The sequence below is a fragment of the Nocardioides sp. CPCC 205120 genome (assembly GCF_048654585.1).
Classification (GTDB): Bacteria; Actinomycetota; Actinomycetes; order Propionibacteriales; family Nocardioidaceae; genus Nocardioides.
In genome coordinates this window covers 2,302,662-2,316,910 of sequence record NZ_JBMCYY010000001.1, presented here as the reverse complement: position 1 = coordinate 2,316,910, position 14,249 = coordinate 2,302,662, and the positions used below count along the sequence as shown (strand labels likewise).

11 protein-coding genes are annotated in these 14,249 nt (G+C 73.5%); 1 reads left to right on the top strand and 10 read right to left on the bottom strand.

The features are described 5' to 3' along the window. Genes carB through pyrR form a run of 5 tightly spaced genes read right to left on the bottom strand, consistent with a single transcriptional unit; the run spans position 1 to position 7,417 of the window. The gene (gene carB / locus ACOACO_RS10780) at positions 1 to 3,378 is read right to left on the bottom strand and encodes a carbamoyl-phosphate synthase large subunit (RefSeq protein ID WP_420296219.1); all 3,378 of its coding nucleotides are present in this window, start codon (positions 3,376 to 3,378) and stop codon (positions 1 to 3) included. Continuing rightward, positions 3,365 to 4,522 carry a glutamine-hydrolyzing carbamoyl-phosphate synthase small subunit gene (gene carA / locus ACOACO_RS10775; protein WP_420296218.1) on the bottom strand — a complete coding sequence of 386 codons (1,158 nt, stop codon included), beginning with the start codon at positions 4,520 to 4,522 and terminating at the stop codon, positions 3,365 to 3,367. Before carA ends, carB begins: the two co-directional genes overlap by 14 nt. Continuing rightward, positions 4,519 to 5,847 carry a dihydroorotase gene (locus ACOACO_RS10770; RefSeq protein ID WP_420296217.1) on the bottom strand — a complete coding sequence of 443 codons (1,329 nt, stop codon included), beginning with the start codon at positions 5,845 to 5,847 and terminating at the stop codon, positions 4,519 to 4,521. The genes carA and ACOACO_RS10770 overlap by 4 nt, the downstream gene beginning before the upstream one ends. After that, positions 5,847 to 6,797, bottom strand: a complete 951-nt coding sequence (locus tag ACOACO_RS10765; RefSeq protein ID WP_420296216.1) for an aspartate carbamoyltransferase catalytic subunit — start codon at positions 6,795 to 6,797, stop codon at positions 5,847 to 5,849. The genes ACOACO_RS10770 and ACOACO_RS10765 overlap by 1 nt, the downstream gene beginning before the upstream one ends. Further along, positions 6,794 to 7,417: a bifunctional pyr operon transcriptional regulator/uracil phosphoribosyltransferase PyrR gene (gene pyrR / locus ACOACO_RS10760; RefSeq protein ID WP_420296215.1), complete on the bottom strand. Its 624-nt coding sequence runs from the start codon at positions 7,415 to 7,417 to the stop codon at positions 6,794 to 6,796. Before pyrR ends, ACOACO_RS10765 begins: the two co-directional genes overlap by 4 nt. Positions 7,418 to 7,982: 565 nt before the next feature. Between pyrR and ACOACO_RS10755 the strand changes: the two genes are divergently transcribed. After that, the gene (locus tag ACOACO_RS10755; protein ID WP_420296214.1) at positions 7,983 to 9,461 is read left to right on the top strand and encodes a hypothetical protein; all 1,479 of its coding nucleotides are present in this window, start codon (positions 7,983 to 7,985) and stop codon (positions 9,459 to 9,461) included. 740 nt (positions 9,462 to 10,201) lie between these two features. On the opposite strand, the gene ACOACO_RS10750 is transcribed toward ACOACO_RS10755, so the two are convergent. The 5 genes from ACOACO_RS10750 to ACOACO_RS10730 all read right to left on the bottom strand — a co-directional run bounded on the left by ACOACO_RS10750 (position 10,202) and on the right by ACOACO_RS10730 (position 14,230). Then, positions 10,202 to 11,212, bottom strand: coding sequence for an NADPH:quinone reductase (locus ACOACO_RS10750; protein ID WP_420296213.1), 1,011 nt, complete (start codon positions 11,210 to 11,212; stop codon positions 10,202 to 10,204). 90 nt (positions 11,213 to 11,302) lie between these two features. Continuing rightward, positions 11,303 to 12,589: a MinD/ParA family ATP-binding protein gene (locus ACOACO_RS10745; RefSeq protein WP_420296212.1), complete on the bottom strand. Its 1,287-nt coding sequence runs from the start codon at positions 12,587 to 12,589 to the stop codon at positions 11,303 to 11,305. Between the two features lie 165 nt (positions 12,590 to 12,754). Continuing rightward, positions 12,755 to 13,159 (bottom strand): transcription antitermination factor NusB, encoded by a 405-nt coding sequence (nusB, locus tag ACOACO_RS10740; protein WP_420296211.1) that lies wholly within the window; start codon positions 13,157 to 13,159, stop codon positions 12,755 to 12,757. Then, positions 13,159 to 13,722 (bottom strand): elongation factor P, encoded by a 564-nt coding sequence (efp, locus tag ACOACO_RS10735; protein ID WP_277501188.1) that lies wholly within the window; start codon positions 13,720 to 13,722, stop codon positions 13,159 to 13,161. Before efp ends, nusB begins: the two co-directional genes overlap by 1 nt. A gap of 70 nt (positions 13,723 to 13,792) precedes the next feature. Continuing rightward, on the bottom strand, positions 13,793 to 14,230 hold the full coding sequence (locus ACOACO_RS10730) for a type II 3-dehydroquinate dehydratase (protein WP_420296329.1): 438 nt from the start codon (positions 14,228 to 14,230) through the stop codon (positions 13,793 to 13,795). Positions 14,231 to 14,249: the final 19 nt, after the last annotated feature.

Here is a 14,249-nt window from a genome sequence, read left to right as displayed (position 1 = left end):
TCAGGCCCCGGCCCGCAGCACGTGCGCCCAGTCCTGCAGGCTGCGCACGCCGATGTCGCCGCGGCGCAGCGCCTCGATGCCCTGGACCGCCGCGCCGAGCCCCTGGACCGTGGTGATGCAGGGGACGTTCGCCTTGATCGCCGCGGTGCGGATCTCGTAGCCGTCGAGCCGCACCTGGCCGCCGGTGCCGGTGGTCGGCGCCCCGACCTCGCCGGGGGCGCCGGCCGCGCCGTACGGCGTGTTGACGATGAGGCCGATCTCGCCGTCGTCGATGAGCTGCACGGTGGTGCGCTCGCCGTCCGGCCCGGGGCCCTCGTGGTGCTTGCGCACGACGGTGACCGCGACGCCGTTGCGGCGCAGGACCTCCGCGGTGCCCTGGGTGGCGACGATCTCGAAGCCGAGGTCGGACAGCACCTTGACCGGGAAGATCATGGCCCGCTTGTCGCGGTTGGCCATCGAGACGAAGACCTTGCCGCTGGTCGGCAGCGACCCGAAGGCGGCGGCCTGCGACTTGGAGAACGCAGTGCCGAAGTCGCCGTCGAAGCCCATGACCTCGCCGGTCGACTTCATCTCCGGCCCGAGCACCGTGTCGACGGGGGCACCGTCGGGGGCGCGGAAGCGGTTGAAGGGCATCACGGCCTCCTTGACCGCGATGGGGCAGCCGTCGGGCAGCGTGCCGCCGTCGCCCGTCGCGGGCAGCACCCCGGCCGCCCGCAGGTCGCCGACGGTCTCGCCGAGCATGATGCGGGCCGCGGCCTTGGCGAGCGGCGTGGCGGTCGCCTTCGACACGAACGGCACCGTCCGCGAGGCCCGGGGGTTGGCCTCGAGCACGTAGAGGATGTCGGAGCCGAGCGCGAACTGGATGTTGATGAGGCCCTTGACCCCCACGCCCCGCGCGATGGCCTCGGTGGCCGCGCGGATGCGCCCGATCTCCCGGGCGCCGAGCGTGATGGGCGGCAGGGCGCAGGAGGAGTCGCCGGAGTGGATGCCGGCCTCCTCGATGTGCTCCATCACGCCGCCGAGGAAGAGGGTCTCGCCGTCGAAGAGCGCGTCGACGTCGATCTCCACGGCGTCGTCGAGGAACCGGTCGACGAGCACGGGCGCCTCGGCGCTGATGAGGCCGGCCGCGACGTACTTCTCGAGGTAGGCCTCGAGGGCGGCGTCGTCGTACACGATCTCCATGCCGCGACCGCCCAGCACGTACGACGGGCGCACGAGCACCGGGTAGCCGATCTCGGCCGCGATGGCGCCCGCCTCGGCGAACGAGGTGGCGGTGCCGTGCTTGGGCGCGGTGAGGCCGGCGGCGGCGAGCACGCGCCCGAAGGCCCCGCGCTCCTCCGCCAGGTCGATGGCGGCGGGCTGGGTGCCGACGATCGGCACGCCCGCCTCCTCGAGGCCCCGGGCCAGGCCGAGCGGCGTCTGGCCGCCGAGCTGGCAGATGACGCCGACGACCGGGCCGGCCGCCATCTCGGCGTGCACGACCTCGAGCACGTCCTCCAGCGTCAGCGGCTCGAAGTAGAGCCGGTCGGAGGTGTCGTAGTCGGTCGAGACCGTCTCCGGGTTGCAGTTGACCATGATCGTGTCGAAGCCGCCGCCGGGCAGGTCGCCGCCGTCCTTGGCCGCGCTGAGCGCCAGCGAGGCGTGCACGCACGAGTAGTCGAACTCGATGCCCTGGCCGATGCGGTTCGGGCCCGAGCCGAGGATGAGCACCGCGGGCCGCTCGCGGGGCGCGATCTCGGTCTCCTCGTCGTACGACGAGTAGTGGTAGGGCGTGCGCGCCGCGAACTCCGCCGCGCAGGTGTCGACCGTCTTGTAGACCGGCCGCACGCCCAGGGCGTGCCGGACGCCGCGGACGACGGCCGCGGGGAGGTTGCGGATGCGCCCGACCTGCACGTCGGAGAAGCCGTGGCGCTTGGCGCGGCGCAGGACGGTCTCGGTGAGCTCCGGGGCCGCGGCGATCTCGCCCGCGATCTCGTTGATGAGCAGCAGCTGGTCGACGAACCACGGGTCGATCGCCGTCGCGGCGTGGACCTCCTCGGCGGTGGCGCCGGCGCGCAGCGCGTCCATCACCCGGCGCAGGCGCCCGTCGGTGGGGGTGCGGATCTCCTCCAGCAGCGCGTCCTTGTCGAGGTCGACCCAGGCGTGGCTCCAGTCGAACGCCGCGTCGGGGCTCTCCAGCGAGCGCAGCGCCTTCTGCAGCGCCTCGGTGAAGTTGCGCCCGATGGCCATGGCCTCGCCGACCGACTTCATGTGGGTCGTCAGGGTGCGGTCGGCGCCCGGGAACTTCTCGAACGCGAAGCGCGGCACCTTCACGACGACGTAGTCGAGCGTCGGCTCGAAGCTCGCCGGCGTCTCGGCGGTGATGTCGTTCGGGATCTCGTCGAGGGTGTAGCCGATGGCGACCTTCGCGGCGATCTTCGCGATCGGGAAGCCGGTGGCCTTGCTCGCCAGCGCCGAGGAGCGCGAGACGCGCGGGTTCATCTCGATGACGATGATGCGGCCGTCGGCGGGGTTGACGGCGTACTGGATGTTGCAGCCGCCCGTGTCGACCCCGACCTCACGGATGATGCCGATGGCCAGGTCGCGCAGCCGCTGGTACTCGCGGTCGGTCAGCGTCATCGCCGGCGCGACGGTGATCGAGTCGCCGGTGTGCACGCCCATCGGGTCGAGGTTCTCGATCGAGCAGATGATGACGACGTTGTCGGCCTTGTCGCGCATCACCTCCAGCTCGTACTCCTTCCACCCGAGGATCGACTCCTCGATGAGCACCTCGGTGGTCGGGCTGGCCGCGAGGCCGGCGCCCGCGATGCGCTGCAGGTCGGTCGCGTCGTACGCGATGCCCGAGCCCGTGCCGCCCATCGTGAACGAGGGGCGCACGACGACGGGGAAGCCCAGCTCGCCGGCGGCGGACTCGCAGTCGGCCATCGAGTGGCAGACGAAGCTGCGGGCGACCTCGCCGCCGACCTTCTCGACGATCGCGTTGAACTGCTCGCGGTTCTCGCCGCGGTGGATGGCCTCGAAGCTCGCGCCGATCATCTCGACGCCGTACTTCTCCAGCACGCCGTTCTCGTGCAGCGCGATCGCCGCGTTGAGCGCCGTCTGGCCGCCGAGGGTGGGCAGCAGGGCGTCGGGACGCTCCTTCGCGATCACCTTCTCGACGTACTCGGGCGTGATGGGCTCGACGTAGGTCGCGTCGGCGAACTCGGGGTCGGTCATGATCGTCGCCGGGTTGGAGTTCACCAGCACGACGCGCAGGCCCTCGGCCTTGAGCACGCGGCACGCCTGCGTGCCGGAGTAGTCGAACTCGGCCGCCTGGCCGATGACGATGGGCCCGGAGCCGATCACCAGGACCGACCGGATGTCCTCACGCCTGGGCACGGTGCGCCCCCTTCTCGCTCATGAGCTCGCAGAAACGGTCGAAGAGGTACGCCGCGTCGTGCGGACCGGCGGCGGCCTCGGGGTGGTACTGCACCGAGAAGCTGCGCAGCGCGCCGCCCTCGGCGTCGGGCGCGCGCAGCTCGAGGCCCTCGACCACGTCGTCGTTGAGGCAGACGTGGGAGACCGTCGCCACGCCGTACGGCGTCTGCGTCGGCCGGTCCGTCGGGGCGTCCACCGCGAAGCCGTGGTTGTGCGCCGTGACCTCGACCTTGCCGGTCGTGCGGTCCATCACCGGCTGGTTAATGCCGCGGTGGCCGTACTTCAGCTTGAAGGTGTCGAAGCCGAGCGCGCGGCCGAAGAGCTGGTTGCCGAAGCAGATGCCGAAGTAGGGCAGGTCGCGGCCCAGCGCCTCCTGCAGCAGCTCGATCTGGTGCGTCGTCGCCGCCGGGTCGCCGGGGCCGTTGGAGAAGAACAGCCCGTCGGGACCGTCCTCGCCGACGGCGAGGACCTCGTCGATGGTGGTGGTGGCGGGCAGCACGTGCACCTCGACGCCACGCTCGGCCATCATCCGCGGGGTGTTGGACTTGATGCCCAGGTCGACCGCGGCGACGGTGAAGCGGCGTTCGCCGACGGCGGGCACGACGTACGCCTCCGTGGTCGAGACCTCGCCGGCGAGCTCGGTGCCGGCCATCTCGCCGGAGGCCCGCACCCGCTCGAGCAGGCGGGCCGGGTCGGTCTCGGTGGTGGAGATGCCGACGCGCATCGCGCCGCGCTCGCGCAGGTGCCGCGTCAGGGCGCGGGTGTCGACGCCGCTGATGCCGACGACGCCCTGGGCGCGCAGCTCGTCGTCCAGGCTGCGGGCGCTGCGCCAGTTGGACGGCACGCGGGCGGGGTCGCGCACGACGTACCCGGCCACCCAGATGCGGCGCGACTCGACGTCCTCGTCGTTCATGCCGGTGTTGCCGACGTGCGGGGCCGTCATGACGACGACCTGGCGGTGGTACGACGGGTCCGTCAGCGTCTCCTGGTAGCCGGTCATGCCGGTCGAGAAGACCGCCTCGCCGAAGGTCTCGCCCTCGGCGCCGTAGGCCTCGCCGCGGAACGTGCGTCCGTCCTCCAGGACGAGCAGCGCGGGGGTGCTCATGCGGGGGTTCCTTCCGTGTCGTCGGCGCTCGTGACGAGCGCACCGTCCAGCACGGTGGGGGCGCCGCGCAGGAGGGTGGCGCGGACGCGCGCGGTGAGCGAGCGGCCGTGCCAGGGGTTGTTGCGGGAGAGCGACACCGAGGCGTCGCGGTCGACGACCACGGCCGTGGCCGGGTCGACGAGGGTGAGGTTCGCGGGCTCGCCGACCGCCAGGGGGCGGCCCTGGCCGGTCAGCCCGGCGATCTCGGCCGGGCGGGTCGACATGACGCGGGCGACATCGGCCCAGCCCATGCGGCCGGTCTCCACCATCGTGGTGGCGACGACGCCGAGGGCGGTCTCGAGGCCGAGCATCCCGAAGGCGGCGTCGACGAACGCGTGCTCCTTGTCGTGGCGCGCGTGCGGGGCGTGGTCGGTGGCGACGGCGTCGATCGTGCCGTCGGCCAGGGCCTCGCGCAGCGCCTCGACGTCCTCGGCGGGGCGCAGCGGCGGGTTGACCTTGTACGTCGGGTCGTAGCCGGTGAGCAGGTCGGTGGTGAGGAGCAGGTGGTGCGGGGTGACCTCCGCCGTCACGTCGATCCCCTGGCTCTTCGCCCACCGCAGCACCTCGACGGTGCCGGCCGTGGAGGCGTGGGCGACGTGCACCCGGGAGCCGGTGTGGCGGGCGAGCATCACGTCGCGGGCGACGATGACCTCCTCGGCGACACCGGGCCAGCCGGGCAGGCCGAGGCGGCCGGACAGCTCGCCCTCGTGGCAGCAGGCGGTCGGGCCGGCCAGCGTCGGCTCCTGGGCGTGCTGGGACACGACGCCGCCGAAGGCCTTGACGTACTCCAGCGCCCGGCGCATGACGCGGGCGTCGGCGACGCAGCGACCGTCGTCGGAGAAGACCCGGACGCCGGCGCGGCTGCGGGCCATGAGCCCGAGCTCGGCGAGCTCCTCGCCCGCCAGGCCCTTGGTGACGGCGCCGACCGGCTGCACGTCGACCAGCCCGGCGGCGCGCCCGAGGTCGTGCACCCGCTCCGCGGCCTCGGCCGTGTCGGTGACGGGGCTCGTGTTGGCCATCGCCAGGACCGCGGTGTAGCCGCCGACCGCGGCGGCACGGGAGCCGGTGAGCACCGTCTCCGCGTCCTCGCGGCCGGGCTCGCGCAGGTGGGTGTGCAGGTCGACGAGGCCCGGCAGCAGCACCAGCCCGTCGGCGTCGACGACGCGCGCACCCGCAGGGGCGTCCGGCGTACCGATCTCGGCGACGACGCCGTCGACCACGAGGACGTCGGCGGTGCGCTCGCCGAGCAGGGAGGCACCCTGGATGAGGACCGTGCCGTGCGTCATCACGCGACTCCTTCGCCGGCGAGCAGGTGGTAGAGCACCGACATCCGCACCGCGACGCCCGCCGAGACCTGCTCGAGGACCGCGGACTGGGCGGCGTCGGCGGCGTCGGCGGCGATCTCGAGGCCGCGGTTCATCGGGCCGGGGTGGCAGATCGGGACGTCGGGACCGAGGACGCCGAGGCGGGCGCGGGTGAGGCCGTAGCCCACCGTGTACTCCCGGCTCGTCGGGAAGAACCCGCCGCTCATCCGCTCGCGCTGGACGCGCAGCATCATCACGGCGTCGGCCGTCGGGAGCACCTCGTCGAGGTCGTACGACGTGGCGAACCCGGCGGCCCGGCTCCACGCGTCGATCCCGCTCGGCATGAGCGTCGGCGGCGCGACGACGGTGACCCGCGCCCCGAGGCGGGTGAGGGTCACGACGTTGGAGCGGAACACCCGGCTGTGGGTGAGGTCGCCGACGATGACGACGTGGCGGCCCTCCAGCGAGCCGAGGCGGCCGCCCGTGCCGAAGCGGCGCATCAGGGTGTAGGCGTCGAGCAGGGCCTGCGTCGGGTGCTCGTGGGTGCCGTCGCCCGCGTTGATGACGACCGCGTCGACCCACTGCGCGACCTGCTGCGCGGAGCCGCTCGCGCCGTGGCGCATGACGAGCGCGTCGACGCCCATCGAGCCGATCGTCAGCACGGTGTCGCGCAGGCTCTCGCCCTTGGAGGCCGAGGAGCCCTTGCCCGTGATGTTGACGGTGTCGGCCGAGAGCCACTTGCCGGCGATCTCGAAGCTCGACCGCGTGCGGGTGGAGTCCTCGAAGAACAGGTTGATGACCGTGCGGCCGCGCAGGGCCGGCAGCTTCTTGACCTCGCGCCGCTGCACGTCGTGCATCTCGGCGGCCGTGGCGAAGAGGGTGTGGACGTCGTCGGCCGTGAGGTCCTCGGCGGAGAGCAGGTGCTTCCTCATCGGGCTCCCTCCGCCGCCGTCGTGCCGGGGGTGTCGGCGCGGTCGGCGATGCGGACCACGTCGAGGCCGTCGGTCTCGGTGAGGCGGACCATTACGCGCTCGCTGCGCGCGCTGGGCAGGTTCTTGCCCACGTGGTCGGCGCGCACCGGGAGCTCGCGGTGGCCGCGGTCGACCAGCACCGCGAGGCGCACCGCCGCCGGGCGGCCCAGGTCGGCGAGCGCGTCGAGCGCGGCCCGGACCGTGCGGCCGGAGTAGAGCACGTCGTCGACCAGCACCACCGTCTTGCCGTCGATGCCGCCGGGCGGCACCTCCGTCGGCTGCGGCCCGCGCGCCGGGTGGCGGCGCAGGTCGTCGCGGTAGAGCGTGATGTCGAGGGACCCCACCGGTACGGCGACCCCCTCGGTGTCGGCGATCCGCGCGGCGATGCGCTGCGCGAGACCGACGCCGCGCGTCGGGATGCCGAGGAGGACGAGACCCTCGTGGCCCTTGTTGCGCTCGAGGATCTCGTGGGAGATGCGGGTCAGCGCCCGGGCGATGTCACGGGCGTCGAGAACGGTGCGGCCGGGCGGTTCGGGGGTCTCCCCCGCCCCTGTGCCCAGGGCGTCAGTCGTGGCAGGCATGCCTGCACGGACCTCCTTCTCCGCCTCACGGGACGGCTCGTTAAAGGATGTCGAACGGCGCAGACAGTACCAGCCTCGAGCCGCCGCGGGCCGCCGTGCGACGCCCCGTGGGACGTGGCCGTCGCCACGCCGCTCCGGTGGTCGAGGTAGGCGGGGTACGACGGTGGTCGAGGTGGGTGGGGTACGCCGGTGGTCGAGGTAGGCGGGGTACGACGGTGGTCGAGGTGGGTGGGGTACGACGGTGGTTGAGTGGCCGCGCGCTGGCCGCCGGTGGTTGAGGTGGCCGCGCGCCACACCGATGGTTGAGGTGGCCGCGCGCCACACCGATGGTTGAGGTGGCCGAGCGCCACACCGGTGGTTGAGGTGGCCGAGCGCCACACCGGTGGTTGAGGTGGCCGCGCGCTGGCCGCCGGTGGTTGAGGTGGCCGCGCCAGCGGCCCTCGAAACCACGATCGAGTTCTCCGGCGGACCCCATCCGATCGCTCTGGAAATCTCTCAGATCTTCTTTCCCCAGGCACCGTTCCTGGACCGAAAAATGTCGGTGCCCACCCCTAGCGTCGTCCGTATGAACCACCCGAGCACCGCAGTCGTCGAGGCCCCTCCGGCCCTCGACACCACCGCGCTGCTCGCCACCGCCCGCGCCGCTGCTGCGGCGCAGATGGCCGCCGAGATCGCGACCCTCGTCGCCGTCGCCGACTGGGCCAACGCCCACACCGAAGGCACCGTCGGCGACCCCGTCGGCCCGCTCGGCCTGTGGCACGAAGACCCCCACGCTGTCCCCGGCGGGGACCGGTTCCTCGAGCTCGGCGGCCCAGGCGCACCCCTGGTCTCGGAGTTCTGCCTCTACGAGATCTCCGGCGCCCTCGGCCGCTCCGTAGCGTCAGGGCGTTCGCTGGTCGGTGACGCCATCGAGCTGCGCCACCGCCTGCCCCGCCTCTGGGCCCGCGTCCTGGCCGGCGCCGACCCGACGACGCAGAAGCGGGCGCTCCCGGTGTGGCGAGCCCGGAGGATCGCCGCCCTCACCCGCAGCCTCACCTCCGACGCCGCGGACTTCGTCGACCGCAACCTCGCCCCCGTCGCGCACCGGGCCACCATGCCCACCGTCGAACGCCTCGTCGCCGAAGCGACCGCCCGGTTCGACCCCGAGAACGCCGAGCTCGACCGGGCAGACGCAGACGCGAGCCGTTACTTCACCATCGAGACCGACCCGGTCGACGCAGCGTCACCGTGGACCGGTGTCGTCCCCGTCCACGGCACTCTCGACGTCGCCGACGCCCTCGACCTCCAGAACGCCGTGCAGCGGGTGGCCGCCGACCTCGCCGCAGCCGGCTGCAACGCCGACCTCGACGTCCGCCGCTCCATGGCCCTCGGCGACCTCGCCCGACGACAGACCGCCCTCGACCTCTACGGCGCAAAGGCAGGCGCCGGAAAGGCAGCCGACTCGACCCGGACACCCGCCCGACAGGTCGTGCTCTACGTTCACCTCAGCGACGCCGCCATCGCCGCACACCGCAAAGGCGACGGGCCCGGGATCGACCCGGCCACCGGCGCCACCGGGATCGACCTCGCCCGCCTCGAGAACACCCGCAGCCTGATCACCGTCGACCAGGTCCGCGACTGGTGCCGCGCACCCGACACCAAGATCATCGTCAAGCCCGTCATCGACCTCGCCGAGCACGTCGCCGTCGACGCCTACGAGATCCCCGACCGCATCGCCGAGAGGGTCACGCTCGACCGACCCACCTGCGCGTTCCCCTACTGCGGGCGACCAGCACGCGGACTCGACCTCGACCACATCGAGCCCTACCGGTCGAACGCAGCACCGGGCGCAGGTCAGACCTCCACCGCCAACCTCGCACCGCTCTGCCGAGGCCACCACCGCGTCAAGACCCACCCCTCGCCGACCGGCACCAGCCCGCCGGGCAGTGGTCCGCCCGACCGGCGATGGCGCTACCACCGAGACCCACTCGGCACCTACCTCTGGATCAGCCCCCACGGGCTCCGGTACGCCGTCGACCCCACCGGCACCACACCAATCGACTAGCCGACCCCGCCACCGCCCCGTGTCGGGGCCACCGGCATGCCCCGGCGTGGTTTCGAGGGCCGCTGGCGCGGCCACCTCAACCACCGACGTACCAGCCGCGGCCACCTCAACCACCGACGTACCAGCCGCGGCCACCTCAACCACCCGCGACGGGCGCGGCCACCTCAACCGCCCGCGACGGGCGCGGCCACCTCAACCGCCCGCGACGGGCGCGGCCACCTCAACCGCCCGCGACGGGCGCGGCCACCTCAACCGCCCGCGACGGGCGCGGCCACCTCAACCGCCCGCGACGGGCGCGGCCACCTCAACCACCCGCGACGGGCGCGGCCACCTCAACCACCCGCGACGGGCGCGGCCACCTCAACCACCCGCGACGGGCGCGGCCACCTCAACCACCCGCGACGGGCGCGGCCACCTCAACCACCCGCGACGGGCGCGGCCACCTCAACCACCCGCGACGGGCGCGGCCACCTCAACCACCGGCGACGGGCGCGGCCACCGGCACGCCCGGACGTGGTTTCGAGGGCCGCTGACGCGGCCGCCTCAACCACCGACACGTGTGGGGCCACGACCCCGGTGGTTGAGGTGGGTGCGCCAGCACCCCTCGAAACCACCGGAACGCAGCCCGACCACCTCGACCACCGCGGTACCGGCCTGCCCACGGCCGGCTGATGCGCGTCGCGGTGTGAGCGATAGCCCTCGACTACCGCTCACACCGCGACCACGACCGGGCGACCGCGTCAGGCCTCCGCGACGTCGACGAGCACCTTGCCGACGGCGCCGCCCTCGACAGCGTCGTGCGCGGCGGCGAGGTCCTCGAGCGAGTAGTGGTGGAGCGGCACGCCGGCCTCCTCGCCCACCCGCAGGGCGCCGGCGGCCACGGCCGCGGAGACGTCCTCGGTGGCGGTGGCGAGCAGGGCGCGGTCGAGCGTGTAGAGCAGGACGCCCTGGTGGCGCAGGTTCTTCGAGAACGTCTCCCGGATCGGCACGGTGAACGAGTCGCCGCCGTTGTTGGCGTAGTAGGCCACGGTGCCGTGGTTGCGCACGACCTCCAGGTCGAGCCCGTTGTTCTGCGCCGGGGCCACCTCGACGACGAGGTCGACGCCGTCGGGCGCGATCGCGCGCACCGCCGCGACGACGTCCTCGGAGCGGTAGTCGACGACGTGGTGCGCGCCCGCGGCGCGGGCGAGCTCCGCCTTCTCCGGGCTGCTCACCGTCGTCACGACGGTCGCGCCCGACCACACGGCGAGCTGGATGGCGGCGTTGCCGACCGCGCCCGCCCCGCCGGCGACGAGCACCGTCGTACCGGTCAGCGTGCCCGGGCCGAGCCGCGGCACGTCACCGGAGGTGAGGGCGCGGTGGGCGGTGACGGCCGGTACGCCGAGGCTGGCGCCGAGGTCGAACGAGGCGCCCTCCGGGAGCGGTACGACGCGCTCGACCGGCTGCACGGTGAGCTCGGCCGCCGTGCCGCCCGGCCGCTGGTGCTGGGCGAGCACGAGCCAGACGCGGTCACCTACCGCGAGGTCCGTCACGCCGTCACCCACGGCGTCGACGACGCCGGCACCGTCCTGGCCGGGGACGACCTCGTCGAACGGGCTGCCCATGACGGCGCGGAACTTCCAGTCGGTCGGGTTCACGCCGGCGCGGACCACCCGCACCCGCACCTCGCCCGGGCCGGGCTGCGGGTCGGGGCGCTCGACGACGCTCAGGACGGAGGACGGACCGGTCTCGGAGTAGACGACTGCTCGCATACCCGGCCCAACGGCGCTCACCCGGCCGATGTTCCGCGCAGGCCCCCCGCCAGGTCCACGGCCAGGCCCCCAGCCAGGGCCCACAGCCCCCTAGAGCGCCTCCGCCATCGCCGCGCACGCCCGCAGCCACGACCGTTGCGTGGCGGTCGACAGCTCGCCGTACGGCACCACCGACCCCGACACGAGCGCCGGGTCGTAGGGCACGCGGAAGACGGCGCGGGTGCGCTGCTCGTACACCGCGGTGAGGTCGGCCGCGAGCTGCTGGTCCACCTTGGGCGAGGGGTCGGAGAGCACGGTGACGGTACGGCGCGCGAGGTCGGTGTAGCCCGCGTCCGCGAGGGCGTCGAGCATCCACAGGCCGCTGTAGCCCGTGTCCTCCCGCACCGTGCTCGTCACCACCATGAGGTCGGCGGCCTCCGCGGCGGCGAGCCAGTTCTCGGCGCGGAGGTTGTTGCCGGTGTCCACGACGACCAGGCGGTAGAACCGCTGCAGCAGCGCGTGCACCGCCCGGAAGTCGTCGGCCCGGATGGTGCCGGTGACGTCGGCCCGCTCGTCGGAGGCCAGCACGTCGAAGTGCGCGTCCCCCTGGCTGCGCACGAACGCACCGAGGTCACCGATCCGGGCCTGGTAGACGTCGTTGAAGCGCTCGAGGTCCTCGAGCAGCTCGCGCGTCGTGTTGCGGTGCTCGCCCCGCAGCGCCCGGATGCCCAGGGTCCCGCGCGTCTCGTTGTTGTCCCAAGCGACGACCCCGCCGCCGCGCACCGTCCCGAACGTGTGCCCCGCCATGAGCACGCCCGTCGTCTTCGCCGCCCCGCCCTTCGGGTTGAGGAACACGATGGTGCGCGGGCCGTCGAACTCGCGCTGCACCGCCCGCCGCTGCAGCTCGTGCTCCCGCTCGGCCTTCCCCATCTGCGGGCGCAGCATTCCACCGGACCACCGCCGCGCCCGACCGCGCCACCCCCACGTCGCCGGACCGAGCGGCTGCTCCCCCACCCGCCGGTCGAGGAAGTCGGTCGCGGTCATGAAGCGCCGCACCTCCGGCACCGGCGCAGCGGTCGGCGACGCTGCGGCCGGCGGCGGCGCCGCGCGCCCGGCCGGCGCGGCCCCGGGGCGCGGCGGTAGCGCGCCGTACCCCGCGGGCGGGGCAGCGGGCGAGGTGACAGGCGGTGCGACGGGGGGCGCGACCGGCGGTGCGACGGGCGGTGGCGGCACGAGCCCGGCTGGGTCGACGGGCGCCGGACCCTCCGGGGCGACGTCGGCGCGGCGGCGGCCCTCGGCCCGGTCGCGCTCGACGGTGTAGGCCGCCAGCTCGTCGGTGGTGTAGAGCCGTTCGCTCGTGTGCTCCCCCGGGCCGGGGTGCGGGTCGGGCAGGGTCACCGGGCTCCTCCTCGTGTCCACGGTCCCGAGCGGCGGCGCGGGCACCGGCTGCCGGCCCGGCCTACCCGCGGCCCCGGGCCGACAAACGCCGAGCACCCCCGGGTACGACGAACCCGGCGCCCCAGGAGGGGCGCCGGGTCGGCGGACGTGCGGTGGAGCGGTCGCTCAGGCCTGGCGCTGCTCGCGCACGACGGAGGCGAGGACGCCGTTGACGAAGCCCGGGGACTCGTCGGTCGACAGCTCGCCGACCAGCGTCAGCGCCTCGCTGATCGCGACGGCGGCGTCGACGTCGTCGGCGTGGAGGATCTCCCACACCCCGATGCGCAGCACGTTGCGGTCCACGGCGGGCATCCGCTCGAGCGACCAGCCCTGCGCCCGCGCGGAGAGCACGCCGTCGATCTCGGCGCGGTGCTCGTGCACGCCGCGCACCAGCACCTCCGTGTAGGGGTTGCCCGGGCCCTCGCCGGCCGCGATGGCGGCGTCGAGCGCCTCGACCGCGTCCTCGCCGCGCATCTCCGCACCGAAGAGCACGTCGAGGGCACGCTTGCGCGCCTTGGTGCGAGCTCCCATCAGCTGGAGACGCGGCCCAGGTAGGAGGAGTCGCGGGTGTCGACCTTGACCTTCTCGCCGTTGCTGATGAACAGCGGGACGTTGATGACGTGGCCCGTCTCCAGCGTCGCCGGCTTCGTGCCACCGGTCGAGCGGTCGCCCTGCAGGCCCGGCTCGGTGTAGGTGATGAGCAGCTCGACGGAGGCGGGGAGCTCGATGAACAGCACGCGGCCCTCGTTGGTGGCCACGATCGCCTCCTGGTTCTCCAGGAGGAAGTTCTTGGCGTCGCCCACGATCTCGGGCGCGACCTCGATCTGGTCGTACGTGCCCGTGTCCATGAAGACGTAGCTGGTGCCGTCGTTGTAGAGGTACTGCATCGTGCGGCGGTCGACCGTCGCGGTCTCGACCTTCGTGCCGGCGTTGAAGGTCTTGTCGACGACCTTGTTGGACTCGACGTTCTTCAGCTTGGTGCGGACGAACGCGGGACCCTTGCCCGGCTTGACGTGCTGGAACTCGACGACGGCCCAGAGCTGACCGTCGATGTTGAGGACCATGCCGTTCTTGAGGTCGTTCGTGGATGCCATGCGCTCGGTCAGCCTTCTGTCGACGGGTGGAGGGGGTCGGGCACGCCGCAGCGCACGCCAGCGGGCGAGTCTAGCGAGCGACCGCGGCGGCCACGAACTCCAGTGCCTCCCGGTAGCCGTCGACCCCCTTGCCCGCCACGACCGCGGACGCGTGCGGCGTCACCACGGACGCGTGCCGCCAGGTCTCCGGACGGGTCATCGGGTCCGAGAGGTGCACCTCGACGAGCGGTGCGACGAGCTGGGCGCAGGCGTCGTACACGGCGTAGGAGTAGTGCGTCCAGGCCGCCGCGTTGAGCACCACCGGCACCGCGTCGTCGGCGGCTGCGTTGAGCCAGTCGACGAGCACGCCCTCGTGGTTGGTCTGGCGCACCTCGACCGCGAGGCCGAGCGCCTCGCCCCACGCCACGCACGACGCCGCGAGCTCGTCGTGGGTCGTGCGGCCGTAGATCTCGGGCTGCCGGCGACCGAGGCGCCCGAGGTTGGGACCGTTCAGCACGAGCACCGGGATGCCCGGCGGCCGGCTCGCC